Source organism: Aestuariibaculum sp. YM273, assembly GCF_030908365.1.
GTDB classification, from domain to species: Bacteria; Bacteroidota; Bacteroidia; order Flavobacteriales; family Flavobacteriaceae; genus Aestuariibaculum; species Aestuariibaculum marinum.
The window spans coordinates 2,344,976-2,369,050 of record NZ_CP133090.1; the positions used below are offsets into that span (position 1 = coordinate 2,344,976).

Consider the following 24,075-nt stretch of genomic DNA (forward strand, 5'->3'; position numbering starts at 1 on the left):
TATTGAACTAATCGTCTTCTGTTTTGGTTATAGAATTTAGGGTTACTTGACACATAAGCGGGGTATTACTTCCAATTTTGTTTTGGTCGCCATAGTAACCATAAGCCTTTTGTGAAGGGAATAAAAACGTAACGGTTTCACCGGTTTTCATCAGTTTTAAGCCTTCTCTTAAACCGGTAAAAAGTTCTTCTTTATCAATGGTATAATTGCGGGTTTTTATATCATCAAAGGAATAAATGGTGTTTCCATTTAAAGTTTTTACGTCGTAGTTATAGTTTACAATGTCGCCAAAGACAGGTGTTTGTAAGGAATCAATTTCTGTTTTAGTGTTGTAAAAATACCAAAACCCACTTTCTGAAGCGATGTATTCGTTGTCCTGCTTTTGTGTCATGAATTTCTCGATCAGAGCTTGTTCTTTTGCATTTAGCTTTTTGTTGCGCTCCACAGAGGCATCAATGAAAGAGCCTGATTTAACTGAAACAGGTCGTCTTGCTTCCGGAGATTTACAAGCAAACGCCAAAGTTATTAAGGTTAGAGTTAAAAATTTATTCATTGTTCAGGGCTTTATTATAACTAGGCAATATACTAATAAATTTTTCAACCGTATCGCTTAAAGACAACTCGCTTCGTCCGCCTGCAGCATTGATATGTCCGCCACCATTAAAATGAGATCTTGACATGTCGTTTACTGAAAAATCACCTTTTGAACGTAAGGAGATTTTAATAATACCTTCCTGCTTATCTTCAATAAAAATAGCAGCTAAAACAATATTTTCTAGAGATAAACCATAGTTAACAATACCTTCGGTGTCTCCTTTTTTGTAATCGTATTTGTTAAGTTCGGTTTGAGATAACGTGATAAACGCTGTTCTGTGTTCTGGAAGGACTTTTAAATTGGTTAAAGCACAACCTAATAATTGTAAACGATGGTAACTGTTAGTATCATAAATATTATTGTGAATATCTGAGTTTTTTGCGCCTTTATCAATAAGTTCGGCTATAATACGATGTGTCTGACTTGTGGTTGAGGGGAACCTGAAAGAGCCTGTATCGGTCATAATTCCGGCGTATAGGCAAGATGCAATATTGGCATCAACCAAATTTTTATCACCAAGCATATCAATAAAATGATATACCATTTCACAGGTTGAACTCATGCTTACATCGCTGTAGGTGTACAAGGCGTAATCGTCTGGCGCCTGATGATGATCTATCATAATTTTTATACCTGTACTTTCAGCTAAAGCTGCTTCCATAATACCGGTACGGTTTAAGGCGTTAAAATCTAAAGTGAAAATAATGTCTGCATCACTTATCAGTTCGTCTGATTCAGCTTTTTGTGTATCGTATTTTAAGACCTTGTTTTCATCGGGCATCCACTTTAAAAAATGCGGATAATCGTTAGGAGCGATAACATGAACTTGATGGTTGCTTTTTAAAAGATAATGGTAAAGGCCTAAAGTAGATCCTATGGCATCACCGTCGGGATTTTTATGTGGTACAATAACTATCTTTTTTTCAGTAGATAACAATTGTTTTATGTTGCTTATTTCTTCATTTTTCATAGATGACGAAGATACAATTTTTTTAAAATTACATAGGCTTGTTTTTATTGATAAATAGCGTACTTTTGCAGCAAAATTAAAAGACCTTCATTGTAGAGTATTTTAGAATAGCAGATACAATTTTAAGAATGCTTTAGATGAAATAAAAAGAATAACACTAAAATTTAAAAATGGCAACAAATAGAACATTTACAATGCTAAAGCCAGATGCAGTTGAAAACGGACACATTGGCGCAATATTAGAAAAAATTTCAGCTTCAGGATTTAGAATTGTAGCAATGAAATTAACCCAAATGACCAAAGCTGATGCTGAAGCATTTTATGCAATTCACAGTGAGCGTCCTTTCTTCGGTGAGTTAGTGGAGTTTATGACTCGCGGACCTATCGTAGCTGCTATTTTAGAGAAAGAAAACGCGGTTGAAGATTTCAGAACTTTAATTGGTGCTACAAACCCAGCAGATGCTGCCGAAGGTACTATTCGTAAATTATACGCTGCTTCTGTTGGAGAAAATGCAGTTCACGGAAGTGATAGCGATGAAAACGCTGCTATTGAAGGTGCATTCCATTTTGCAGGAAGAGAGCAGTTTTAATTAAACCGCTTTATATAAAATTAAAAATCCCGCAATAGCGGGATTTTTTGTGTCTTAAAAAAATTAAATAGTATATATTAAATTACTTTTACATTTACTGCGTTTAATCCTTTTTTACCTTCTTTCAGTTCAAATTCAACTTCATCACCTTCGCGAATTTCGTCGATTAAACCTGAAATGTGAACAAAATGTTCTTTTTTTGAACCTTCTTCGATAATGAAACCAAACCCTTTAGAATCATTGAAGAATTTTACTGTTCCTGTACTCATAATTGAAATATTAGTTATTAATTGAGTTAAATGTAGTATAAAATTTTTTGAAGTTTATTTTTTTTGTGTAAAATTTTTAATAAAAGTTTACGCACAAAAAAAGGCTATCAATAATTATTGATAGCCTTTTTGTTGTAATTGTTAAAGTATATGTATTAGATTACTTTTACGTTTACGGCGTTTAATCCTTTTCTACCTTCTTGTAGATCGAATTCAACTACATCACCTTCACGAATTTCATCGACTAGTCCAGAAATGTGTACGAAATGTTCTTTGTTGTTGTCTTCTTCAACGATGAATCCAAAACCTTTAGAATCATTGAAGAATTTTACTGTACCTTTACTCATTGTATTTGTATATAAAAAATTTAAAGGTCAAAGGTAATGTAAATAAGTACAGCTTGTTAGAAATCGAAGGCTTTTATTATTTTTATTTTCAAACGTAGTTATCTTAAAATCAATTTCTTAACAATTTCTTTACCAAGAGCCTCGTTAATCATTACTATAATCTTTTCTTTTCCATAGCTTAATTCTTCTCGTAAAACACTAGAATTAAGTTGTACATAAAGTGTATCACGTTCTAAATTAACCGATCGGGTGTAATTATTTACGCCATTACCCATAAGGTCTGCCCAGGCATCGGCTACATTGACTTTATCTAAACCTTTTTCTAATTTGTTGGTTTCTACAAATTCTTTTAAAGCGTCTGATATGCTAATATGTTCGTTATTGCGTTTTGCCATGAATTTGGAGTCTTGAGAAGTGGCAAAGGTACTATGTTTTAGAGTTCAAATTGAAATAACTTTTCAACAAGTGCTTCTTTCTGGTACCAATCGTTGTAAACTAATTCTAGTTTTTCGACTTGAAACGTTCCAAAGTCATGATGTTTAAAAGCTTCAATGGTTTTTAAGAATGCATTTTTATTTTCTAATTTATTTTTAAATCGAACAATCGTGGCGTGCGCCGTTTGTATGGTATACCGCTTATCAATACTTTGTTCTAAAGTTGAAGTTTTAAAATTTTGTCTCAAATTATCACGAATATCATTTAATACAGAATTATTCATAAAACCTTGTAGCATAATACAGGAAGGTGATGCTGTTAATCCTTTAAAATGGATTTCAATAATCGGGGATTCAATTAAACTTTGTTTGATAACCTCAATGTAATCTTGAATGTTAATCTGGTTTAGTTGAAATCCGTTATAACAAGAAATAATAGACATAACTGTAATATGAATATCTGAACTTTCGTAGTAATATTGATTGGGTTCAATGGCTTTTAATTCACTTAAAAACGTTTCAATATTGGTTTTAACAGCTTCCGAAGGTCTTAATAATAAGGTGATTCCAAATCGGTTGTCGCTTTTCGAGTCGATTAAAGTATCAATGTGGTAAGTGTCGTTTTTTATTTTTTCAATAGATGTGTTGTATAGATTGTTGTAATGCTCTTCGAGATTCATAGGCTTTAAAGTCTGAATATTTCGTAGGATTGATGGGCTTGTTTTACTGCATTTTCAGTGCGTTCGGCATGGGTGTCGCTTATAAATATTTGTCCGAAGTTAGCATCGTCAACCAGTTTAATAATCTGCGTTACGCGATTTTCATCAAGTTTATCGAAAACATCATCTAATAATAAAATGGGATTGACACCACTTTGTGCTTTTATAAAATCGAATTGCGCCAGTTTTAAGGCAATTAAAAAGGACTTTTGCTGTCCCTGGCTACCAAATTTTTTTATGGGATGATTTTCTATATTAAAATTTAAATCGTCTTTATGAATACCAACACTTGTGTATTGTAAGGCTTTGTCTTTATTAATACTTTTTTGTAATAAGGTGTTTAAATCATCTTCAAACAAACCACTGCTATACTCGAGCTCCACATTTTCGTTGCCGTTACTTATGGCTTGATAACGCTCTTTGAAAATGGGAATAAAAGTTTCTAAAAACAATTTTCGCTTTTCAAAAATTTGTGAGCCGTAATCGTTTAACTGCTGGTTGTAAATCTCTAAGGTTTCTTTGTTAAACGTATGATTTAGTGCGAAATATTTTAACAAGGCATTACGTTGAGATAAAATCTTATTGTAATTAATCAGGTTGTTTAAATACACTTTGTCGCTTTGCGAAATAACCCCGTCTATAAATTTTCGGCGGGTGTCGCTACCTTCAATAATTAAATCTCTATCGGCTGGAGAGATAATTACCAAAGGCAAAAAACCAATATGTTCGCTAAACTTGTCGTAAATCTTTCCGTTACGTTTAATAACTTTTTTTTGTCCGCGTTTCAGACTAACGATTATTTTTTCAGATTTATCATCTTTTATATAGTCGCCATTCACTACGAAAAACTCTTCGCCATGCTTTATGTTTTGTGTCGCTACCGGATTAAAATAACTTTTACCGAAAGATAAATGATAAATGGCATCGAGTACATTAGTTTTGCCAATACCGTTGTTACCAACAATACAATTTATTTTGTCGTTGAAATTGAAGGACTTACTTTCGAAATTTTTATAGTTTAATAATGAAAGTGATTTTAAAATCATAAAAAAAGTAGCTTAAAGCATGTTATGGAGTTGCGACTCTTTAAAAAGGAGGTGCAAATTATTGAAAAAATACAAATAAATAACCTTTTGTATATGAAGAAAAATTATATTTTTGCGAGGCATTAACTTTAGAATAAATACATGGCAACATATAACAAGAGAGGTTATAAACCGAAAAAGAAGGTAGAAAATGACGTTGTAGAAGAAGTATACGAACAAGATTCTACAACAGCAGAGGTATTTAATACGTTAGACGAAACAGCATCTAAAACTGAAGAGTTTGTTGAGAAAAATCAAAAATATATCTTCATGTTTATTGGTGTTGTGGCAGTTGTTGTTTTAGGGTATTTAGGATACAACGAGTTTATTGCAAAACCTAAGCAGGAAAATGCAATGAACGATATGTTCCAAGCTCAAAAATATTTTGATCAAGCTGTAAACGGTGTAGAAAAGGATTCGTTATTTAACTTAGCCTTAAACGGAGGTGAAGGTAAATACGGTATGTTAGATATTATTGAAGAGTACAGTGGAACTGCATCGGCTAATCTGGCACACTATTATGCAGGTACAGCTTATTTAAGATTAAAAGATTACAAAAATGCGATTGAGTATTTAAGTGATTTTAAAAGTGAAGATGAAATTTTAGCGCCATTAGCTAAAGGTAATATTGGAGATGCTTTCGTGCAGTTAAACCAACCTGAAGATGCTTTAGATTACTACGAGCAAGCGGCTAAAATGCGTAATAATGAGTATACAACGCCAATGTATTTATACAAAGCAGGTGCTATTGCTTTAGAGTTAGATAAAGCAGGTAAGGCGTTAGATTACTTCAACAGAATTAAAGAAGAATATCCAAACTCTGCTGAGGCAGCCACTATCGATGTGTTTATTGGTAAAGCCGAGGTATTGGCAAGCAAATAACATATGGCTACGGCAAATAAAAATTTATCAGAATACGATAAAGCTACAATCCCAAATGCGAAGAAATTTCGATTTGGGATTGTTGTTTCTGAATGGAATGATACCATTACAGAAGGCTTATATCAAGGAGCTTACGATGCATTAGTAGAAAACGGAACATTGCCTGAAAATATCATTCGTTGGAATGTGCCCGGAAGTTTCGAGTTAATCTATGGCGCAAAGAAAATGCAGGAGCAAATTGTAAGTGCAGTAATTGTAATAGGAAGTGTTATTCAGGGAGAAACTAAGCATTTCGATTTTGTATGTGAAGGTGTAACTCAAGGCATAAAAGATTTGAATGTGTTACACGAAACACCGGTTATTTTCTGTGTGCTTACCGATAATACTATGCAGCAAGCTATTGATCGTTCTGGTGGGAAACACGGAAACAAAGGGACCGAAGCAGCCATTGCAGCGATTAAAATGGCAGAGTTACGTAATAATAGCTAAGACGCTGCTACAGTAGTTTTTAGCGGTGTAAATAATAATAGAGGAGATGCTTAGTCGATAAAATCACTAAGCATCTCTTTTGTTTTCAACCATTTTAACAGGATATCTGTTAACAATTTTTGGCAATAGTCTTTCTTGATTCTGCCTATTTTTAAGTACTTTTGAAGAGTAAGTATTCATTTATTTTGTTTAATCAGCGTAAAAATAAAACCTTTAATTATCGACCGCGTTTTTCTAAGGAAAACGAGGAAGTTACTGATGGAGAAGCTCCTGAAAAACACGATTTCATTTCAAAGTGGGAACAAACCAGAACTTCAAAACGACGCGTTAAAGGTGCCATGTCTATACGAACACTACTATTAATTTTGGTATTGTTATTGATTTGTATGTACATATTAGATTCAAAATTCAATTAACCTAAAAGTTAGACATTATGGGCATTTTTAAAACACGTAAGAACAAAAAATTTAGCTATACACCTCGTTATTTTAACGGAGGAGAGGAAGGTAACCCTTTTGAGATTAAACATAAATTTGACGAATACAGAAAAACCGTTGGTGGCAATACCAACTTGAAAACAAAATTAATCAACGCATTAGATGATTTAAAGCATAATCAGGATAAGGATGCTAACCGACGTATTTTAATTATTGTAGCTATTCTTGTGCTTATATTTTTATTCATCATCGATTTCGATTTATCTATATTTTTTAAATAATTCATGGCAGATATTATACAGCTTTTACCCGATCATGTTGCAAATCAGATAGCCGCAGGAGAAGTTGTACAACGCCCCGCTTCTGTTGTAAAAGAGTTGTTAGAAAACGCCATTGATGCCGGTGCTACAACTATTAAACTAATTATAAAAGACGCCGGGAAAACGCTTGTACAAGTTATAGACGACGGTAAAGGTATGAGTGCTACAGATGCCCGACTAAGTTTCGAGCGTCATGCGACTTCTAAAATACGCAGTGCAGAAGATTTATTTCTGTTAAATACAAAAGGGTTTCGAGGTGAAGCTTTAGCCAGTATAGCTGCTATTGCCCATGTGGAGTTACGAACCAAACAGGAAACAGATGATGTAGGGACCGGCATTGCTATAGAAGGTAGTAAAGTGGTGGCTCAGGAAGTAGTGGTAACACCTACAGGAACTTCTATTTCGGTAAAGAATTTATTTTTTAACATTCCCGCTCGTCGTAATTTTTTAAAATCCGATAATGTTGAGTTGCGTCACGTTTTAGATGAATTTCATCGTGTAGCCTTGGCGCACCCTGATATTCACTTCGCTATGTATAATAATGGTAGCGAAACGTTTAATTTACCGGTTGGAAATTATAGGCAGCGTATCGTTAATATTTTTGGAACAAGAACTAACGAAAAATTAGTTCCGGTGGAAGAAGATACCGAAGTATTAAAGGTTAGCGGTTTTGTTGGTAAACCTGAGTTTGCTAAGAAAACCCGTAACGAACAGTACTTTTTTGTAAACGACAGGTTTATAAAAAGTGCTTATTTAAATCATGCAATAAATGCTGCGTTTGACGGTTTGTTGAAAAATGGAACCAATCCGAGTTACTTTTTAAAATTAACGGTCGATCCGCAGTCGATAGATATTAATATTCACCCAACAAAAACTGAAATTAAGTTTGATGACGAACATACGTTGTATGCGTTATTACGTTCGGCGGTGAAACACAGTTTAGGGCAATTTAATATCGCTCCGGTTTTAGATTTTGATCGCGATGCGAGTTTAGATACACCTTACGAGTTAGAAAAGAAACCGGTAAAGAACCCTACCATTGAAGTTGATCGCGATTACAACCCGTTTAAAGAAGAGGTTAATTCTATTGTAAGAGCCATTGCTCAAAAAAGTGATCAGGCGGTATCTTGGGATAGCCTTTCCAGAGATTTAGGTGTCGGTATTTCGGATAATGATATTTATAAGAAGGCCAATTCAGAATTTATTCCCTCTCCCGAATCTGAGTTGAAACATGTTTATCATGAAGAACAGACGGAACAAGAGGAGGAATATGAAGACGAGGAAACTTATGAAGAAACCAATCCTCAAACCGAATTTGTAAGTCCGCAACCTCAAAATTTTAATCATATAAAGTTTGAAGCCGAGGAAGAAACCATGTCTGCCTTTACCGAAGAGAACAAAGTAGAGCAGAAACAAACTACGTATCAGCTTCATAATAAATACATTGTAAGTACTATAAAATCGGGGATGTTGCTTATCGACCAAAACAAGGCGCATCAACGTATATTGTATGAAAAGTTCTTAAGAAATATGACGGTGAAAGAAGCGGTTAGTCAGCAGTTATTGTTTCCGCTTCAGCTTCATTTTTCAAATCAGGAAATGCAGGTTATTCGTGATTTAAAGAACGACTTAGAACAAACCGGGTTTATTTTCGCTAAGATTCAAGCCGGTTTAGTTGAGATTACCGGAGTGCCAGTTAGTGTTCCCGAAAGCGAAGTATCTATTATTTTAGAACAGCTTATTAGCGATGTTGAAAACGAAGTGCCTGATAGTAGTTTTAGTGCCACCGATTTAATGGCGAAGTCTATGGCGAAGAGTTTAGCGATTAAAACCGGTCAGGCGTTAGAAAAAGAAGAACAAGAGCATTTGGTAAATCAGCTGTTTGCTTGTAAAGAACCAAGTGTGTCACCAGCTAACCGTACCACATTTATAACCATGACTGTGGACGAGTTAGATAAAAAATTTATATAAACTATGATGCGAATTTCAGAAAGTGTAAAACACCTAATCATAATTAATGTGATTATGTTTATTGGGACCATGGCTATTGGTAATGGTGTGTTTTATGATTGGTTTGCTTTATATTTTCCGAAAAATGACATGTTCCAACCATGGCAAATTGTAACGCATATGTTCATGCATGGCGGCATTTCACATATCTTATTCAATATGTTTGCCCTTTGGATGTTTGGTACACCTGTAGAGCAGGTTTTAGGAAGTAAGCGCTTTTTATTCATTTATTTTTCTGCTGGTTTAGGTGCCGTGTTATTACAATTGGGCTTTTATTATGTAGAGTTTATTCCGAGTTTTAATGATTTAATGGCTTCGGGGTTAACATCCGATCAGATTACACAGATGTTACAAGAGAATAAAGTATTGAGTAGTGTAACGAATCAGCAATTATCCGATTTACAAACCATTTTTCCAGTCTATAATGGTAGTATGGTTGGGGCATCCGGATGTATTATGGGAATTTTAGCAGCCTTTGGTATGATGAACCCGAATGCCGAACTTATGATGATCTTTTTACCTATTCCTATAAAAGCCAAATATTTTATTCCTGGAATTATTATCTTAGATTTAGTATCTGGTTTGTCTGGTAATTCCATATTCGGTCAAGGTAATGTTGCTCACTTTGCACACGTAGGTGGCGCTGTTATTGGGTTTATAATCATGTGGTACTGGAAAAAGAATCAGTTTAACCAAAACCGCTGGTATTAATGAGTCTTTTAGATGATGTAAAATATAAGTTGGCACGACTTAATGTGCTGGAGAAAATAATAGCCACAAATGTGGTTGTTTTTATTATAGGTTTATTACTTCGAAAGTATCTGGTGTGGTTTGAATTACCTAGTAATTTTGAAAACTTTATAGTAAGACCGTGGTCTATTATTACTTATGCTTTTTTACATTACGCTCCCTTACATATTTTGTTTAATATGCTCTGGCTGTATATTATTGGTCGGATGTTTTTAAACTTATTCAGCGCTAAAATGGCTATTAATATTTACTTTTTAGGAGCCATGAGTGGTGGTGTGTTGTTTTTGTTAGGGTATTCTTTATTTCCGGGTTTCTTCGGAACAAATTCAACATTAGTAGGTGCATCAGCAGCTGTTAGAGCATTACTTATTTTTATTTGTGCGTATATGCCCAATCAGGATATTCGGTTTTTTACTTTTAATCTTAAGTTGTGGTATGTAGGCGCTGCCATTGTTGTTTTAGATATGTTAGGGTTGTTCGGAGGAAATGCTGGTGGTAATCTGGCGCATTTAGGCGGTGCTTTGTTAGGCTATTTTTATGCTAAGCAATTAGTAAAAGGTAATGATATTGGTCGCGGTTTTGAAAGTTTAGTAAACCTGTTTTCTAATATTAAGTTATCTAAAAAAGGACCTTTAAAAACGGTTCATAAAAATAAAAGTAAAGTAGGTGGGTATACTAAAGCCGATTTTAATGAGTTTAATACTCAAAAGAAAATTGATGTTATTCTCGATAAAATAAGTAAAAGTGGTTACGATAGTCTTACAGCCGAAGAGAAAGAGTTTTTATTCAGAGCAGGTAAATAATATCATGCCAATAAGACTGTAACAAATCAATGAAGAACCTTAGCGCTATCAATAAACTTATTTACCTCATTAATGCTGTAGTAGCCTTGGTGCTTTTATTTTCTTATGCCTTACCGTTTTTACCACCTAAGACCTTTGCGGTATTATCGGTACTGAATTTGGGGGTGCCATTTTTAATGCTAAGCAATGTTCTATTCTTGTTATATTGGTTATTAAGGCTAAAAAGACAATTCTTCTTATCACTGTTTGTTTTAGCTATAGGCTATTTCTGTTTTGGGTCGTTATATAAGTTTGCGGCGTCAAAAAAAGTAGAAGACCCAAACAACATTAAGGTTATGAATTACAACGTGAGGTTATTCAATGTTTATGATTGGATTTCTGATACGGATGTGCAAACCAAAATGGTCAGTTTTATTAAGCAGGAAGCACCGGATATTTTAAGTATTCAGGAATTCCATCCACATCAAGAAGTAGATTTGTCGTTTTACAAGCATAAATTCGAAAATATATCGGGGAACAAATTAAAACACGGACAGGCAATATTCTCAAAATTTCCAATTATTAATTCCGGTTCGGTAGCGTTTCCAAATACCTCTAATAATGCCATTTTTGTAGATGTTGTCAAGCAAAAAGATACGATACGTGTGTATAATGTGCACCTGGAATCGTTACGTATTGATACAAAAATTGAAAGCTTAAAGAATGAAGATTCTGAGCGTTTAATTAACCGCGTCGGTTCGACCTTTACAATGCAGCAGTTTCAAACAGAGTTGTTCCTAAAGCATAAAAATAGCTGTAAATACAAAATGATTATTTGCGGTGATTTCAATAATACAGCCTATTCGTATGTATACCGAAAAATTAAAGGGGATTTAAATGATACTTTTGAAGAAGCCGGAAACGGATTCGGAAGAACTTACGATTTTAAATTCTTTCCTGTTAGAATCGATTATATTTTCTCAGATGAAGCTTTTACAGTAAATGGGTTTAAATCATATAACGAACATTATTCCGATCATTATCCCATTATGGCGACTCTGGCACTTCAACCGGAATAATTACATAAAGGAACAATCTACCAGATCGGCAATAATATGGATAACCAAGCCTAAGCCTATTAATTGTGTTTTCTTCGGTATTAATAATAACACATATACTGCAATAGCATAATAACTGTGTAGTGGATGAAAATTGATACTGCATCGGCCTGGGCTAAATACAGGTGTGGCCAATACGTGATCAATATCAATTAAAAAACCAGCCAGCATGATGAAATAAGCCCACATCCATTGTGGTTTATACCAAATTAAAGCAACGGCAAGAGGTAAAAGCACATGGCAACCGTAATGAGCAATGAATTGAAGCATTATCGTGGTGCTAAGGTTTGATTTTCTAAATAGGTTAAGGCATTAGGCCCTTCGTTAAAGAGTAAATCTAAAATACTCAGGTTTGGTATAAATCCGTGTTTATCATCAAATACCTGTGTATATGGTTCAAACGGTTGTTCTTGTTCTTTTTTCGCGTGAACTAAATAACGATAATCTGTGGTGTTATTATCAACGTCTTTTTGAAATGCTTCTGTTTTTAAAGGTGCTATATTTAATTGTAAACAATCGCAAATCACTTCGAAACATTTTAGGTTGAAATCTAAAATGTTTTCTGCAGGTGTTTCGAAAAGAGGTTTAAGTTCGTCTTCGTAAAACTCAAAAAAAGGAGAGGTTCTGTAGGCAGATATTAAAGATTTCCAATGATTACTCTGCCAGTTGTCTTCATTGAAAATCTTTACATCCTTATATTTTTGTCTGTTTTTCTGTGTGTGAATTACAGGAATATTTAAGGTTTGTTTTCCGTTAGCACCGTAAATATAAGCCCGATTGCGATAGGTTTGCTTTAAGAAATTATCATCAACTTCAAATGTTACCTGTCCTGCATTAGCAATCGCTACAAAATGAGCAATACTCGGGAAATAGGTTGGGTGAATGATAATGTTCATGAAATAAAATACTAATTAAGCATTTGCCTTTTTACGCGCTCTCCATTTACTGAAAATATAGTAAGCAACTAATAAAATCAGGAATGGTATTAAGAACGACGTCGCTTTACCTTCACCACTAACCGTAGTAAAGAAACGGTCCCAACGTGGTGATTTTCCATCCCAGCTCATCCAGATAAATACAGGCTTACCAACCACGTGATCGAAAGGCACAAAGCCCCAGAAGCGTGAATCGATTGAGTTATGGCGGTTATCTCCCATCATCCAATAGTAGTTTTGTTTGAAAGTATATGATGTGGCAGCTTCACCATTAATTAAAATCTGATTGCCTTTAACCGCAACGTCATTACTTTCGTATTCGCTAATAGCACGTTTGTAAAGTGGTAAATTTTCAATATTTAAAGCGATACTTTTTCCTTTTTCAGGAATGACTACCGGACCAAAATTATCGACATTCCAGTTATAATTCGGGTCGTGAGGGAATATAGAAGCATCGCGTTCGCCTTTAGCTTTTTTGTTAGGGGTAATACTAAGAACATTCGGGTTGTTTTTGAATTGAGCTAAAGCTTCATCCGAAATTGCAGAGAAGTAATACGTATTCTGGCTATTCATAATACCAAAACCATCGGTAATATCGTAGCGTTGTTTTAAAACTGCAGGATTAAATTGTGTGCTTTTAGGTTGTACCAAATAACTAAACTGTAAATGCGCACGGTCAGGTAATTGGTTTTGCATCCCATTAATAAACACATACCCATCACGAATTTCTAAGGTATCGCCAGCAATACCAACACAACGCTTTACTAAATTGGTTTTCTTATCAATAGGCTTGTAATAGTTTCTGTCGGGATGAAAGTCATTCATGTCCAGCAGGGTATCTGCTGGTTGATTAAATACCACAATATCATTTCGTTCAATATCCTCGAAACCAGGAATACGCAAATACGGTAATTGTAATTTGTTTTCCCACGAGGTTTTTCTATCCTCGTAATGGTCATCAAATAAGTATGATTTCTTTTTAAGCCCAGGAATTGTATCATGTACCATTGGCGCTGCAACGGTTGTCATAGGGATACGCGCTCCATAATGAAACTTACTCACAAATAAGAAGTCACCAACCAGTAATGACTTTTCTAAAGATGACGACGGAATAGTAAATGGCTGAATAAAATACGTATGAACAATAGTGGCAGCCACAATGGCAAACAGAATAGAGCTTACCCAATCCCCAACATCGGTTCTAGGTTTTAAGCTTCGGTCTTCTATGTATTCAACTTCGGTAGCGTAGTTAAGGTAATAGTTATAAAACCCTAAAGAAATAACAGCTAAAAGCGTGTCTATAGTTGAATTTTTTCCAAAACTTCTGGCAGTTTCCACCCAGATTACCGGAAACATAATCAAGTTAACAATAGGTAAAAATAATAAGATGGTCCACCACCAAGGGCGGTTTATTATTTTCATTAAAGTCACGGCGTTATAAACCGGAATAAAAGCTTCCCAGGCTTGTCGTCCTGCTTTAATATAAAGTTTCCAAGTTCCTAAACCGTGAATCACCTGAATAATCAAGATGAAAATAAACCATTGCATTAATGCCATACCTATGTTGTTTTGTTTACGTCGTTAGTGTTTAAACTTACATCTATTGTTACGTTAAATGCTGGTATTAACCAATATTTAACACATCATTCATGTTGAAAACGCCTTTTTTACCAATAATCCACTCGGCAGCAATAACAGCACCTAAAGCAAAGCCTTGACGGTTGTGTGCTGTATGTTCGATAGTAATTGTGTCGACTTCACTTTCATAATTAACAGTATGCGTACCTGGAACATCTTCAATACGTTTAGCAACGATAGGAAGACTTTTTTCAGCAGCTTCATCTAATTTCCAATTATCGTAACCACTGTGGTTTTCAATAATACCTTCGGCTAACGTAATGGCGGTACCACTTGGCGCATCTAACTTTTGTGTATGATGAATTTCTTCCATAGTTACATTATACTGCTTAAGGGTATTCATCATTTTGGCTAAGGTTTTGTTTAGCTCAAAAAAGATGTTAACACCTAAACTGAAGTTTGAAGCATAGATAAATCCACCTTCTTTTTCTTTACATAACTCCACAGCCTTATCGTAATCCTGTAACCATCCCGTAGTTCCTGAAATTACTGGCACACCGTTGTTTAAACAGTTCGTAATATTATTAAAAGCCACCGTTGGGATACTAAAATCTATAGCAACATCAGCTTGAGTTATATCGTAAGCATCATCATTCTTGTCTACTTTTAAAACAATTTCATGTCCGCGTTTAATAGCAATTTGCTCAATGGTTTTCCCCATTTTTCCGTAACCAAGTAAAGCTATTTTCATAATCAAAATTTAAAATTAAATGTTAGGCCGAGATTGCTTGTTGCATCCATCTCGTTAAATCTGTAATGTGGTGCTAATGATAAATTTTCATCAATGTTATACTGCATTAAATGCGCATCAACATTAGCATCAATAATATTTAAGGCATAAATGCCCAGTGTCACTAAAAGTGAAATTTCTTTATTTTTTCTATAGAATTTTTGTCCGCGTTCTAAACCTTCTGTGGTTACGCGAGGTGTATCTAGTTTGTTGCCTTCAGAATCAAAATAGAATTCATCATTTTCTAATCCGGCCAATCGGCTTTTATAAGCATCCCGATAACGGTTGTATTCTTTGTTATTGTTAATATAAAAATACACGCCGGTACCTAAACCAATGTAGACTAAAGGAATTTTCCAGTACCTCTTGTTGTAGGCTTGTCCTAAACCCGGCAGAACAGCTGAATAAAACGCAGCTTTTGCAGGCGATAGGGGATTGAATTCCTGAGGCAATTGCACTAGCGTATCAACAACCACTTCTTTTGGAAGCTCGGGTTTTTTGTTGTCTTTTTCCTGCGCTGATACACACAAACTAAACAAAAACGCTAATGCGCTTGTTATAAAAAGTTTATTTGGCACCCTTTACTAATTTTGTTATACGATTGAAATCTTCTTCTGAATGAAACGGAATGGTAATTTTACCTTTACCGTTTTTAGATACTTTAACGTCAATTTTATGACCAAAGTATTCAGAAAAAGCGCCAATGCCATCTTTTATGAAGGTAGGTACAGTTTCAGTTTGTTTTTTTGGAGTCGGTTGCACCGTTTTGGTTTCTCCGTAATTTCTAACCAATTCCTCGGTATTTCTAACCGAAAGCTGATTAGATAGTATTTTTTCGTAAATATCCAACTGGGCACTTGTATCTTCAATGGTAATTAAAGCACGACCGTGTCCCATAGAGATAAAACCGTCGCGCATGCCGGTTTGGATAATCGGATCTAGTTTTAAAAGACGTAGGTAATTGGCGATGGTAGATCGCTTTTTACCAACACGTTCACTCATTTGCTCCTGAGTCAGGTTGATTTCGTCAATTAAACGTTGGTACGATAGAGCTATTTCGATAGGGTCTAAATCCTGACGTTGAATATTTTCAACAAGCGCCATTTCTAAAGATTCCTGATCGTTGGCAATTCTAATGTAGGCCGGAATGGTTTCTAACCCGATAAGTTTCGACGCTCTGTAACGACGCTCACCAGAAACTAGCTGGTATTGGTTAAACCCTAATTTTCTAACCGTAATAGGTTGAATTATACCTAATTCTTTTACCGAAGATGCTAATTCGCGTAACGATTCTTCACTAAAGTTGGTACGTGGTTGAAAGGGGTTAACCTCTATAAAATCGATGTCTAATTCAACAATATTTCCTATCACTTTATCAGCATCTTTATCCTGTACCGATTGAATATCGTTTTCAGGATCTTTTAAGAGTGCCGATAATCCTCTTCCTAAAGCTTGTTTTTTTGTTGCCTTAGCCATATTTATGCATTTTTATTAATAATTTCTTTAGCTAAACTTAAGTAATTTGTTGCGCCTTTACTAGCCGCATCGTAATTAATTATGCTTTCGCCATAACTTGGGGCTTCACTTAAACGTACATTCCGCTGGATAATGGTTTGAAAAACCATATCATTAAAGTGCTTCTGAACCTCCTCAACCACTTGATTAGATAGCCTTAAACGTGAATCGTACATGGTTAGTAATAAACCTTCGATATCTAATTCTTTGTTGTGAATTTTTTGAACACTTTTTATCGTATTCAACAGCTTTCCTAAACCTTCTAAGGCGAAATATTCACACTGAATAGGAATAATCACAGCATCGGCCGCAGTTAACGCATTCAGTGTTAGTAAACCTAATGACGGTGCGCAGTCAATAATGATATAATCATAATCATCCTTAATATCAACCAAAGCTTTTTTTAACATGTATTCGCGCTGGTCTTTATCAACAAGTTCTATTTCGATAGCAACAAGGTCGATGTGCGCGGGAATAATGTCCAGATTAGGCGTGTCGGTTTTAACAATGGCTTCTTTAGGTGCATGCGAATGTTCTAAAAGTTGGTAGGTTCCCACTTCTACGCTTTCCACATCCATTCCAATTCCAGAAGTTGCATTTGCCTGAGGATCAGCATCAATAAGTAATACTTTTTTTTCTAAAACTCCAAGAGAAGCCGCTAAGTTGATAGATGTTGTTGTCTTACCAACACCTCCTTTTTGGTTAGCAATTGCAATTATTTTACCCATTAATTGATTTGGTTTTATTAGGGGTAAAAATACAACTATTATTTAGGAATAAAAACGGAATTTGTTAACAGAGGCTTTTAATAATTTTTTCGGGTGAAATTTGTTACTAAAAGTAACCGTTAGTCGATTAAAATCTCTAAAATTTTTATGGCAGCTTCGCTAATTTTTGTGCCGGGACCAAAAACGGCTACAACACCGGTATCGAATAAAAATTGATAATCTTGTTTTGGAATAACACCACCCACAATAACCATAATATCCTCACGGCCATAATGTTTTAGTTCTTCAATAACCTGAGGGACTAAAGTTTTGTGTCCGGCAGCTAATGATGAAACCCCCAGGATATGTACATCATTTTCAACGGCTTGTTTCGCTACTTCTTGCGGAGTTTGAAACAAAGGTGCAACATCTACATCGAAGCCTAAATCGGCATAAGCTGTAGCAACAACTTTAGCGCCGCGGTCGTGACCATCCTGTCCCATTTTTGCAATCATGATACGAGGTCGTCTGCCGTCCTGTTTTGCGAAAACATCGGCAAGCTCTCTTGCTTTTTTAAAGGTGTCGTCGTTTTTAATTTCTTTACTATACACGCCTGAAAATGATTTAATCTGTGCTTTATGCCTGCCAAAAACAGATTCCAAAGCCATACTAATTTCACCTAAGGTAGCACGCTCGCGAGCGGCTTCAATAGCTAAAGCTAATAAATTTCCTTGTCCTGTTCGGGCACATTCGCTTAAATTTGACAGGGTTATATTTACTTTTTCTGTATTTCTACTCGCTTTAATTTTCTTTAAACGTTCAATTTGAGCGTTTCTAACCGTTTGGTTGTCTACTTCAAGCGTATTAATAGGTGCTTCTTCTTTTAGTTTGTATTTGTTAATACCAACAATCGTATCCTGATTGGAATCTATTCGTGCTTGTTTTCTGGCTGCAGCTTCTTCAATTCTAATTTTTGGAATACCGACTTCAAGGGCTTTGGTCATGCCTCCTAAATCTTCAATTTCCTGTATTAATTTCCAGGCTTTTTCGGCGATGTCGTTCGTAAGTTTTTCAACGTAATAACTCCCAGCCCAAGGATCAACCGTTTTTGTGATTTTGGTTTCTTTCTGAAGGAAGAGTTGCGTATTACGTGCAATACGAGCTGTAAAATCGGTAGGTAATGCAATGGCTTCATCTAAAGCATTGGTGTGTAAACTTTGTGTGCCTCCAAAAACAGCGGCGGTCGCCTCAATAGTAGTTCGGGCAATGTTGTTAAACGGGTCTTGTTCGGTTAAACTCCAGCCACTGGTCTGGCAGTGGGTTCTTAAATTAAGTGACTTTTCATTTTTAGGGTTGAATTGTTTTATTAGTTTCGCCCAAAGCATTCTGGCTGCTCGCATTTTTGCAATTTCCATAAAATGATTCATGCCAATACCCCAAAAAAAGGATAAGCGAGGAGCAAAATCATCGATATTTAAGCCAGCTGCTAAACCTGTTTTTATGTATTCCAGACCGTCGGCCAGGGTGTAGGCTAATTCAATATCTGCGGTTCCGCCAGCTTCCTGAATATGATACCCAGAAATACTAATACTATTGAATTTAGGCATGTGCTTACTAGTATATTCAAAAATATCTGAAATGATTTTCATAGAGGGTTTTGGTGGGTAAATGTAGGTGTTACGCACCATAAACTCTTTTAGTATATCATTTTGAATGGTTCCGGAGAGTTTATTTTGAGGAACCCCCTGTTCTTCAGCTGCGACAATATAAAATGCCATAATGGGTAGCACAGCGCCGTTCATAGTCATGGAAACACTCATTTTATCGAGGGGAATCTCATCGAACAAACGTTTCATGTCTTCTACAGAATCTATCGCAACTCCAGCTTTACCTATGTCGCCAACCACGCGATCGTGATCGGAATCGTAGCCACGATGTGTGGCTAAATCGAAGGCAACAGATAGTCCTTTTTGTCCGGCAGCCAAATTGCATTTGTAAAACGCATTACTGTCTTCGGCTGTTGAAAACCCAGCGTATTGTCTGATGGTCCACGGCTTTCTAACATACATGGTGGTGTAGGGGCCACGTAGGTTAGGGGTAATGCCTGCAGCAAAATTAAGGTAATCTAAATCTTCAATGTCATGTTCAGAATAGATTGATTTTACAGAAATACCCTCCGCGGTCTCAAACGTTTGGGGTTCGGATTTCAGGCTTTGGTATTCTGATTTAATACTGATATGTTGAAGATTTTTTCTAGACATGAATTAGGCCTGAGGCGTCTTGTTTAAATTGAAAAGGTGCGCATAAAACAAATCGAAAGCTACATAAGTTGCCAGATATTTATCTGATAAAATACCTCGATAACCAGACATTAAGGGCGCGCCAAATAATTTCGGGCTCATGCTGTTTGTTGAGATCAGGGCGTTTAATGTTGTTTTTAAACTTTCGTCATGGATATTGGTAGTTACGCAGTTCATTAAAGATCCCTTGTAGTTTAAATGGCTATTTGAGTTTTCAGCATCCCATAAATCGGCTTCATTTTTTAAAGCCTCAAAAACCTTTAAGGTGTGTGCTGAAGCAATTTCTATATACTTAACACGCTTTGCGTTAGTGTCTCGCAAAAATTGATAATATGCCTGTGTTAGGGTTGTGTTTGGTTTGTCTTTGCCGTAAAAAGCAACAATGTCGGCTTCAAAGGCGTATAAAGCTTCTTTATATAGCTTAGAATCTAAACCTTGACAATTTATAGTTTCAGGATTCTCAGCATACTTATAATCTGTAAAAGTGGTGCCGTTTTTACAGCTAAAAAAAGTGATGACTAATAAAAATACAAAAAGGATAACATTTGATTTCATATTAATTTTCATTGTTTAAGCGTTGTTGTTCTATAGTTTCAGATAATCGTTTTTCTATAATCGGTTCAATTAATGTTTTTCGGAAATGGGTTTTTACGAACGGGTACAATTCTATTTCAGGTTTCATCTTATCGTCGGGGTTTTGGTAACTGTTAGCTCCTACTAAAACCTCTTCTTTTTTGTCGAATTGTTCTTGCTCTTTTTGAGCGCTTTCCTTTATTTTTCGCTGAATAGTGCCTGCTTTTAATTGTTTTAAAAAGCCACCATTGGTTTCAATGTCTTTAAAAAGAATCAGGGCTTTTTCGGCCAACTGTTTAGTTAAAGATTCAATGTAGTAAGCACCATCTGCCGGATTGTTAACTTTATCGAAATAACTTTCGTGTTTTAAAATAAGGAGTTGATTTCGGGCAATACGTTCGCTAAAATCATTGGTTTTATGGTAAACAACATCATATGGCAAATTACAAATGGTGTTTGCGCCGCCAAGAATCGCACTCATACTTTCGGTAGTAGAACGTATAATATTGGTGTTGTAATCGTAAACGGTTTTGTTGCGTTTTGAAGGTGTTGCTAAAATATGACATTCCGGATTGAGATGATATTCAGAAGCTAGTGTTTGCCAGAGTAATCTTAGCGCTCTAAGTTTAGCAATTTCGAAAAAATAATTACTACCTACCGAAACATTAAAGAGAACTTTAGTGTGTTGTTTGGATTCAGATGAGCATTCGTTATCCAATATATTTAGGTATTCGTTGGCATGTGCTAAAGCATAAGCCAATTGCTGAACCATATTTGCTCCGGCATTTTGATAAAGCCCAGTATTAATACTAAATGTGTTTGTTTGGTTAACTACTGACTTAAAATTCTCGATGTCTGAATTCATATTGTTAAACCAATTCCCGGTTTTGGTAAGTTTGCCAATAATATCAGTATGGATATAATGTTGGTTATTTGAAACGGTTTTAAAAAGCTGTTTTGTGAATTCTGGGTTTAAAAAATGTAATTCAAAGTGTAAAGTTTTTGTTTCCGAATCTATATTTTTTAATAAGGTTTCAATAGAAATATCATGTTTAGGAATGATAAACTTAATGCTTTCTGCACCCTGATTAATCGATTCGATGGCTTTTGTATTAGCTATCTCAGCATCATTAACAAAAACAGTGTCACAAATACGCCATTTGGTAGCATTTGTATTTGGTGAATAAGGGAGATCTTTTAAATCATCGGCATTGTAAAAGGGTTTTACCGAAATATCATCATTAGAATGCCATACAAGGGTTTGGTAATCCGCGCCATTTAGCTCGAACTGAATTTTTTGTTTCCACTGTTTGGTAGAAACATCATCAAATTCGCTAAATAGTCCGTTAGTCATTGTTTTGTGTTTTTAAACTGTCTTCGTATTCGATAATGAAAATTTCTTCGCTGTCACGTTTCATATAATACTCTTCGCGGGCAAATTTTTCAAGACCTTCTTCGGTGCTTAGTTTTTTTAATGCTTTTTTATCTTTTTCAATTTCCTTTTGATAGTATTCCTTTTCGGCTTCCAAGTCATGAATGTCTGAATTTAATTCGTTGTGAATAAGCCAGGAGTTAGCATCGAAAAATAGCATCCATACAACAAAAAGGGTGATAATAAGTACGAATATGTTTTTAAAGGGTTTGAATATTTTATGTTTAAAAAACGCCATACTTAAAGTCGGTTGTTAATAATAGTTCGCACAATATCTACCGCAACAGTGTTGTATTTATTGTTAGGGATGATAATATCTGCAAATTCTTTCATGGGTTCAATAAATTGGTCGTGCATGGGTTTTAACGTGGTCTGGTACCGGCCTAAAACTTCATCTAAATCACGACCACGCTCTGAAATATCACGTTTCAAACGACGAATTAAACGTTCATCGGAATCGGCATGCACAAATATTTTAATGTCACACATATTTCTGATTTCGGGACTGGTTAAAATTAAAATACCTTCAACAATCATAACCTTTCTTGGGTGTGTTAAAATCGTATCTCCAGTTCGGTTATGTTTAACAAACGAGTATACGGGTTGGTGTATAGGTTTGTCTTCTTTCAGCTCTTTTAGGTGACTTTCCAGGAGTTCGAAATCTATGGAGCGCGGGTGGTCGAAATTAATTTTAACGCGCTCATCATAACTTAAATGTGACGTATCCTGATAATACGAATCCTGCGAAATTACACCTATTTCACCCTCCGGAAGCTCGTTAAGTATTTGGTTTACTACGGTGGTTTTACCACAGCCCGTACCGCCTGCAATTCCTATAATAAGCATGTGTAATTTTATTTGATTAGCCTGTTACAAATTTAAATAAATGTAAAACATTTAACCGAGAATGCGTTTATTTTTTGATTTTCTCTACTACTTCCTTGGTAATCATTTTTTTATTCTTGTTTCCCCAGGAGTTGTTAATGTAATTCATAACATCGGCAACTTCAGAATCCGATAATCCCAAGGGAGCCATTACATTTTTATAGGTCATACCGTTCACTTTTAATTCTCCATTTACACCATACTTAACTGCTCTTATACTGGCTTCTTGATTTTTGGCTAGAAAGTCTGATTTGGCCAAGGGCGGATACACATTTTTTACTCCTTCGCCGTTTGGTAAGTGGCAGTTCATGCAAAAGTCTGTATAAATTTCACTGCCACGTTTTATGCTTTCTTCTAAAGGGGTTTGTTTTAAATTATAGGTGATTGATGAAGCTGTAATAATTAAGCTTAATAAGATAAATTTCATAGGATATTTTAGTTTTTGGGAACAATTTTAAATATGCCTTTGCCTTCAACGCTAAGATAAATGTAGCCATCTGGCGCTTGTCGAACATCTCTAACACGACCAATTGATTCAAAAAGTTTTTCGCGCTTTATTACTTTGTTATTTTCAAGAATGAGTCGTTCTAAATATTGAAATTTTAAAGAACCAACCAGTAAGTTTCCTTTCCAGTTAGGGTATTTATCTGAATAGACAAAAGTCATTCCGCTTGGCGCTATCGAAGGTACCCAATAAAAAAGCGGTTGTTCCATGCCTTCTTTTTCGGTAATATCAGTAAAGCTTGTGCCGCTATAATTGATTCCGTAGGAAATTACAGGCCAGCCATAGTTTTTTCCTTTTTCAATGATATTGATTTCGTCACCACCCTGAGGGCCATGTTCGTGAGTCCAGATTGCTCCGGTTTCCGTGTGTTTAGTCATGCCTTGTGGATTTCTGTGTCCGTAACTATAAATGGCGGTTTTCGCATTTGGGTTATTTACAAATGGATTGTCTGAAGGTATAGTTCCATCAGCATTTAACCTATAAATTTTACCACAGTCTCTAGTAATATCTTGTGGGTTAACATCGCGCTGACCACGTTCGCCAATGGAGAAAAACAGGTAGCCTTGATTATCAAATTCAATCCTTGAACCAAAATGTTGTCCTTTTGTGGTGTTAGGGGTTGCTTTGTATAATTGTTGTTGATTTGTTAGTGATGTTCCGCTTAATTTCGCTCTCATAATAGCCGTATTGCCACCTTCGCCTTCACCTTCGGGAGAAGCATACGAGAAATAAATCCAACCATTAGTTTTGTAATCAGGATGTAACTTGATATCCATAAAGCCACCTTGACCGCGTACATAAATTTCAGGTAAGCCATTAATTGTAGTTTTAGTTCCGTCTTTAAAGTGAATAAGTTCTCCAGATTTTTCAGTTATAAGCATGCTTCCATCAGGAAGAAAGGCCATTCCCCATGCAATATTTAAATCGGGAACAACAAGTTCGGTTTCATATTCAATGTTTTCAGGTGATTCAGCTTTAATTTCAGATTCGGCCTGCTGTGCGCAAGAACTATAAACTATTAATAGGGTTAATAGGGAGTAAATTCGTTTCATAGCTTG

At 35.4% G+C, this 24,075-nt stretch carries 30 protein-coding genes; 9 read left to right on the top strand and 21 right to left on the bottom strand.

Annotation, left to right across the window (positions count from 1 at the left end; translation table 11 throughout):
• Positions 1–7: 7 nt before the first annotated feature.
• Both gldI and RBH94_RS10010 read right to left on the bottom strand, forming a co-directional pair.
• Positions 8–553, bottom strand: a complete 546-nt coding sequence (gene gldI, locus RBH94_RS10005) for a gliding motility-associated peptidyl-prolyl isomerase GldI (protein WP_307880778.1) — start codon at positions 551–553, stop codon at positions 8–10.
• On the bottom strand, positions 546–1,565 hold the full coding sequence (locus tag RBH94_RS10010; RefSeq protein ID WP_307880779.1) for a bifunctional oligoribonuclease/PAP phosphatase NrnA: 1,020 nt from the start codon (positions 1,563–1,565) through the stop codon (positions 546–548). The genes gldI and RBH94_RS10010 overlap by 8 nt, the downstream gene beginning before the upstream one ends.
• Positions 1,566–1,735: 170 nt before the next feature.
• Between RBH94_RS10010 and RBH94_RS10015 the strand changes: the two genes are divergently transcribed.
• Positions 1,736–2,155, top strand: coding sequence for a nucleoside-diphosphate kinase (locus RBH94_RS10015; RefSeq protein WP_188224288.1), 420 nt, complete (start codon positions 1,736–1,738; stop codon positions 2,153–2,155).
• 77 nt (positions 2,156–2,232) lie between these two features.
• Here the strand turns inward: RBH94_RS10015 and RBH94_RS10020 are convergent, their stop codons facing one another.
• The 5 genes from RBH94_RS10020 to recF all read right to left on the bottom strand — a co-directional run bounded on the left by RBH94_RS10020 (position 2,233) and on the right by recF (position 4,970).
• Complete coding sequence (locus tag RBH94_RS10020; protein ID WP_188216976.1) at positions 2,233–2,424, bottom strand: cold-shock protein; 192 nt, start codon at positions 2,422–2,424, stop codon at positions 2,233–2,235.
• 155 nt (positions 2,425–2,579) lie between these two features.
• Positions 2,580–2,771 (bottom strand): cold-shock protein, encoded by a 192-nt coding sequence (locus RBH94_RS10025; RefSeq protein ID WP_240574913.1) that lies wholly within the window; start codon positions 2,769–2,771, stop codon positions 2,580–2,582.
• A 98-nt stretch (positions 2,772–2,869) separates the two neighbouring features.
• The gene (locus tag RBH94_RS10030) at positions 2,870–3,166 is read right to left on the bottom strand and encodes a DUF721 domain-containing protein (protein WP_240574914.1); all 297 of its coding nucleotides are present in this window, start codon (positions 3,164–3,166) and stop codon (positions 2,870–2,872) included.
• Between the two features lie 38 nt (positions 3,167–3,204).
• Positions 3,205–3,885 (bottom strand): 2'-5' RNA ligase family protein, encoded by a 681-nt coding sequence (locus RBH94_RS10035; protein ID WP_307880780.1) that lies wholly within the window; start codon positions 3,883–3,885, stop codon positions 3,205–3,207.
• 5 nt (positions 3,886–3,890) lie between these two features.
• Positions 3,891–4,970, bottom strand: coding sequence for a DNA replication/repair protein RecF (gene recF / locus RBH94_RS10040; protein WP_307880781.1), 1,080 nt, complete (start codon positions 4,968–4,970; stop codon positions 3,891–3,893).
• 141 nt (positions 4,971–5,111) lie between these two features.
• Here recF and RBH94_RS10045 point away from each other — a divergent pair, with 141 nt between their 5' ends.
• The 8 genes from RBH94_RS10045 to RBH94_RS10080 all read left to right on the top strand — a co-directional run bounded on the left by RBH94_RS10045 (position 5,112) and on the right by RBH94_RS10080 (position 11,758).
• Positions 5,112–5,891, top strand: coding sequence for a tetratricopeptide repeat protein (locus RBH94_RS10045; RefSeq protein ID WP_307880782.1), 780 nt, complete (start codon positions 5,112–5,114; stop codon positions 5,889–5,891).
• Positions 5,892–5,894: 3 nt separating this feature from the next.
• A complete protein-coding gene (ribH, locus tag RBH94_RS10050) occupies positions 5,895–6,380 on the top strand; it encodes a 6,7-dimethyl-8-ribityllumazine synthase (RefSeq protein ID WP_188224283.1) in 486 nt (161 codons plus the stop codon).
• Positions 6,381–6,541: 161 nt separating this feature from the next.
• On the top strand, positions 6,542–6,796 hold the full coding sequence (locus RBH94_RS10055; protein WP_307880783.1) for a hypothetical protein: 255 nt from the start codon (positions 6,542–6,544) through the stop codon (positions 6,794–6,796).
• A gap of 17 nt (positions 6,797–6,813) precedes the next feature.
• Positions 6,814–7,098: a riboflavin synthase subunit beta gene (locus tag RBH94_RS10060; RefSeq protein WP_307880784.1), complete on the top strand. Its 285-nt coding sequence runs from the start codon at positions 6,814–6,816 to the stop codon at positions 7,096–7,098.
• A 3-nt stretch (positions 7,099–7,101) separates the two neighbouring features.
• Entirely contained in the window at positions 7,102–9,108 is a 2,007-nt protein-coding gene (gene mutL, locus RBH94_RS10065; protein ID WP_307880785.1) for a DNA mismatch repair endonuclease MutL, read from the top strand.
• Positions 9,109–9,111: 3 nt separating this feature from the next.
• On the top strand, positions 9,112–9,858 hold the full coding sequence (locus RBH94_RS10070) for a rhomboid family intramembrane serine protease (protein WP_307880786.1): 747 nt from the start codon (positions 9,112–9,114) through the stop codon (positions 9,856–9,858).
• A complete protein-coding gene (locus tag RBH94_RS10075; RefSeq protein WP_307880787.1) occupies positions 9,858–10,700 on the top strand; it encodes a rhomboid family intramembrane serine protease in 843 nt (280 codons plus the stop codon). The genes RBH94_RS10070 and RBH94_RS10075 overlap by 1 nt, the downstream gene beginning before the upstream one ends.
• Positions 10,701–10,729: 29 nt before the next feature.
• Positions 10,730–11,758: an endonuclease/exonuclease/phosphatase family protein gene (locus RBH94_RS10080; RefSeq protein WP_307880788.1), complete on the top strand. Its 1,029-nt coding sequence runs from the start codon at positions 10,730–10,732 to the stop codon at positions 11,756–11,758.
• Here RBH94_RS10080 and RBH94_RS10085 read toward each other — a convergent pair whose 3' ends face one another.
• The 14 genes from RBH94_RS10085 to RBH94_RS10150 form a co-directional block, all read right to left on the bottom strand.
• On the bottom strand, positions 11,759–12,067 hold the full coding sequence (locus tag RBH94_RS10085) for a DUF6122 family protein (protein ID WP_307880789.1): 309 nt from the start codon (positions 12,065–12,067) through the stop codon (positions 11,759–11,761). It abuts the gene before it with no gap.
• On the bottom strand, positions 12,067–12,693 hold the full coding sequence (locus RBH94_RS10090; RefSeq protein ID WP_307880790.1) for a WbqC family protein: 627 nt from the start codon (positions 12,691–12,693) through the stop codon (positions 12,067–12,069). Before RBH94_RS10090 ends, RBH94_RS10085 begins: the two co-directional genes overlap by 1 nt.
• Positions 12,694–12,708: 15 nt before the next feature.
• The gene (lepB, locus tag RBH94_RS10095; RefSeq protein ID WP_307880791.1) at positions 12,709–14,289 is read right to left on the bottom strand and encodes a signal peptidase I; all 1,581 of its coding nucleotides are present in this window, start codon (positions 14,287–14,289) and stop codon (positions 12,709–12,711) included.
• A 67-nt stretch (positions 14,290–14,356) separates the two neighbouring features.
• Positions 14,357–15,061 (bottom strand): 4-hydroxy-tetrahydrodipicolinate reductase, encoded by a 705-nt coding sequence (gene dapB, locus RBH94_RS10100; RefSeq protein WP_188224273.1) that lies wholly within the window; start codon positions 15,059–15,061, stop codon positions 14,357–14,359.
• A gap of 2 nt (positions 15,062–15,063) precedes the next feature.
• On the bottom strand, positions 15,064–15,678 hold the full coding sequence (locus tag RBH94_RS10105) for a DUF5683 domain-containing protein (protein WP_188224272.1): 615 nt from the start codon (positions 15,676–15,678) through the stop codon (positions 15,064–15,066).
• The gene (locus RBH94_RS10110; RefSeq protein ID WP_188224271.1) at positions 15,668–16,576 is read right to left on the bottom strand and encodes a ParB/RepB/Spo0J family partition protein; all 909 of its coding nucleotides are present in this window, start codon (positions 16,574–16,576) and stop codon (positions 15,668–15,670) included. The genes RBH94_RS10105 and RBH94_RS10110 overlap by 11 nt, the downstream gene beginning before the upstream one ends.
• A 2-nt stretch (positions 16,577–16,578) precedes the next feature.
• Entirely contained in the window at positions 16,579–17,343 is a 765-nt protein-coding gene (locus tag RBH94_RS10115; protein WP_188224270.1) for a ParA family protein, read from the bottom strand.
• Between the two features lie 119 nt (positions 17,344–17,462).
• Positions 17,463–19,583 carry a methylmalonyl-CoA mutase gene (scpA, locus tag RBH94_RS10120; protein WP_307880792.1) on the bottom strand — a complete coding sequence of 707 codons (2,121 nt, stop codon included), beginning with the start codon at positions 19,581–19,583 and terminating at the stop codon, positions 17,463–17,465.
• Between the two features lie 3 nt (positions 19,584–19,586).
• Positions 19,587–20,177 (bottom strand): hypothetical protein, encoded by a 591-nt coding sequence (locus RBH94_RS10125; protein WP_307880793.1) that lies wholly within the window; start codon positions 20,175–20,177, stop codon positions 19,587–19,589.
• A 1-nt stretch (position 20,178) separates the two neighbouring features.
• Positions 20,179–21,549, bottom strand: a complete 1,371-nt coding sequence (locus RBH94_RS10130; RefSeq protein WP_307880794.1) for a methylmalonyl-CoA mutase subunit beta — start codon at positions 21,547–21,549, stop codon at positions 20,179–20,181.
• Entirely contained in the window at positions 21,542–21,865 is a 324-nt protein-coding gene (locus RBH94_RS10135; RefSeq protein ID WP_307880795.1) for a septum formation initiator family protein, read from the bottom strand. Before RBH94_RS10135 ends, RBH94_RS10130 begins: the two co-directional genes overlap by 8 nt.
• 2 nt (positions 21,866–21,867) lie before the next feature.
• The gene (gene udk, locus RBH94_RS10140; RefSeq protein ID WP_188224265.1) at positions 21,868–22,473 is read right to left on the bottom strand and encodes a uridine kinase; all 606 of its coding nucleotides are present in this window, start codon (positions 22,471–22,473) and stop codon (positions 21,868–21,870) included.
• Positions 22,474–22,540: 67 nt separating this feature from the next.
• On the bottom strand, positions 22,541–22,939 hold the full coding sequence (locus tag RBH94_RS10145; protein ID WP_188224264.1) for a cytochrome c: 399 nt from the start codon (positions 22,937–22,939) through the stop codon (positions 22,541–22,543).
• Positions 22,940–22,947: 8 nt separating this feature from the next.
• Positions 22,948–24,069 (bottom strand): PQQ-dependent sugar dehydrogenase, encoded by a 1,122-nt coding sequence (locus RBH94_RS10150; protein ID WP_307880796.1) that lies wholly within the window; start codon positions 24,067–24,069, stop codon positions 22,948–22,950.
• Between the last annotated feature and the right edge of the window lie 6 nt (positions 24,070–24,075).

What these genes read in the sequence shown, in the direction of transcription:
- RBH94_RS10115 (WP_188224270.1), bottom strand. Translation starts at nt 17,343, where the DNA reads ATGGGTAAAATAATTGCAATTGCTAACCAAAAAGGAGGTGTTGGTAAG.
- RBH94_RS10080 (WP_307880788.1), top strand. Translation starts at nt 10,730, where the DNA reads ATGAAGAACCTTAGCGCTATCAATAAACTTATTTACCTCATTAATGCT.
- scpA (WP_307880792.1), bottom strand. Translation starts at nt 19,583, where the DNA reads ATGTCTAGAAAAAATCTTCAACATATCAGTATTAAATCAGAATACCAA.
- dapB (WP_188224273.1), bottom strand. Translation starts at nt 15,061, where the DNA reads ATGAAAATAGCTTTACTTGGTTACGGAAAAATGGGGAAAACCATTGAG.
- RBH94_RS10075 (WP_307880787.1), top strand. Translation starts at nt 9,858, where the DNA reads ATGAGTCTTTTAGATGATGTAAAATATAAGTTGGCACGACTTAATGTG.
- RBH94_RS10035 (WP_307880780.1), bottom strand. Translation starts at nt 3,885, where the DNA reads ATGAATCTCGAAGAGCATTACAACAATCTATACAACACATCTATTGAA.
- mutL (WP_307880785.1), top strand. Translation starts at nt 7,102, where the DNA reads ATGGCAGATATTATACAGCTTTTACCCGATCATGTTGCAAATCAGATA.
- RBH94_RS10045 (WP_307880782.1), top strand. Translation starts at nt 5,112, where the DNA reads ATGGCAACATATAACAAGAGAGGTTATAAACCGAAAAAGAAGGTAGAA.
- RBH94_RS10135 (WP_307880795.1), bottom strand. Translation starts at nt 21,865, where the DNA reads ATGGCGTTTTTTAAACATAAAATATTCAAACCCTTTAAAAACATATTC.
- gldI (WP_307880778.1), bottom strand. Translation starts at nt 553, where the DNA reads ATGAATAAATTTTTAACTCTAACCTTAATAACTTTGGCGTTTGCTTGT.
- RBH94_RS10010 (WP_307880779.1), bottom strand. Translation starts at nt 1,565, where the DNA reads ATGAAAAATGAAGAAATAAGCAACATAAAACAATTGTTATCTACTGAA.
- RBH94_RS10060 (WP_307880784.1), top strand. Translation starts at nt 6,814, where the DNA reads ATGGGCATTTTTAAAACACGTAAGAACAAAAAATTTAGCTATACACCT.
- RBH94_RS10125 (WP_307880793.1), bottom strand. Translation starts at nt 20,177, where the DNA reads ATGAAATCAAATGTTATCCTTTTTGTATTTTTATTAGTCATCACTTTT.
- RBH94_RS10020 (WP_188216976.1), bottom strand. Translation starts at nt 2,424, where the DNA reads ATGAGTACAGGAACAGTAAAATTCTTCAATGATTCTAAAGGGTTTGGT.
- RBH94_RS10085 (WP_307880789.1), bottom strand. Translation starts at nt 12,067, where the DNA reads ATGCTTCAATTCATTGCTCATTACGGTTGCCATGTGCTTTTACCTCTT.
- RBH94_RS10030 (WP_240574914.1), bottom strand. Translation starts at nt 3,166, where the DNA reads ATGGCAAAACGCAATAACGAACATATTAGCATATCAGACGCTTTAAAA.
- RBH94_RS10130 (WP_307880794.1), bottom strand. Translation starts at nt 21,549, where the DNA reads ATGACTAACGGACTATTTAGCGAATTTGATGATGTTTCTACCAAACAG.
- RBH94_RS10090 (WP_307880790.1), bottom strand. Translation starts at nt 12,693, where the DNA reads ATGAACATTATCATTCACCCAACCTATTTCCCGAGTATTGCTCATTTT.
- RBH94_RS10110 (WP_188224271.1), bottom strand. Translation starts at nt 16,576, where the DNA reads ATGGCTAAGGCAACAAAAAAACAAGCTTTAGGAAGAGGATTATCGGCA.
- ribH (WP_188224283.1), top strand. Translation starts at nt 5,895, where the DNA reads ATGGCTACGGCAAATAAAAATTTATCAGAATACGATAAAGCTACAATC.
- recF (WP_307880781.1), bottom strand. Translation starts at nt 4,970, where the DNA reads ATGATTTTAAAATCACTTTCATTATTAAACTATAAAAATTTCGAAAGT.
- udk (WP_188224265.1), bottom strand. Translation starts at nt 22,473, where the DNA reads ATGCTTATTATAGGAATTGCAGGCGGTACGGGCTGTGGTAAAACCACC.
- RBH94_RS10150 (WP_307880796.1), bottom strand. Translation starts at nt 24,069, where the DNA reads ATGAAACGAATTTACTCCCTATTAACCCTATTAATAGTTTATAGTTCT.
- RBH94_RS10025 (WP_240574913.1), bottom strand. Translation starts at nt 2,771, where the DNA reads ATGAGTAAAGGTACAGTAAAATTCTTCAATGATTCTAAAGGTTTTGGA.
- RBH94_RS10070 (WP_307880786.1), top strand. Translation starts at nt 9,112, where the DNA reads ATGATGCGAATTTCAGAAAGTGTAAAACACCTAATCATAATTAATGTG.
- RBH94_RS10015 (WP_188224288.1), top strand. Translation starts at nt 1,736, where the DNA reads ATGGCAACAAATAGAACATTTACAATGCTAAAGCCAGATGCAGTTGAA.
- RBH94_RS10145 (WP_188224264.1), bottom strand. Translation starts at nt 22,939, where the DNA reads ATGAAATTTATCTTATTAAGCTTAATTATTACAGCTTCATCAATCACC.
- lepB (WP_307880791.1), bottom strand. Translation starts at nt 14,289, where the DNA reads ATGGCATTAATGCAATGGTTTATTTTCATCTTGATTATTCAGGTGATT.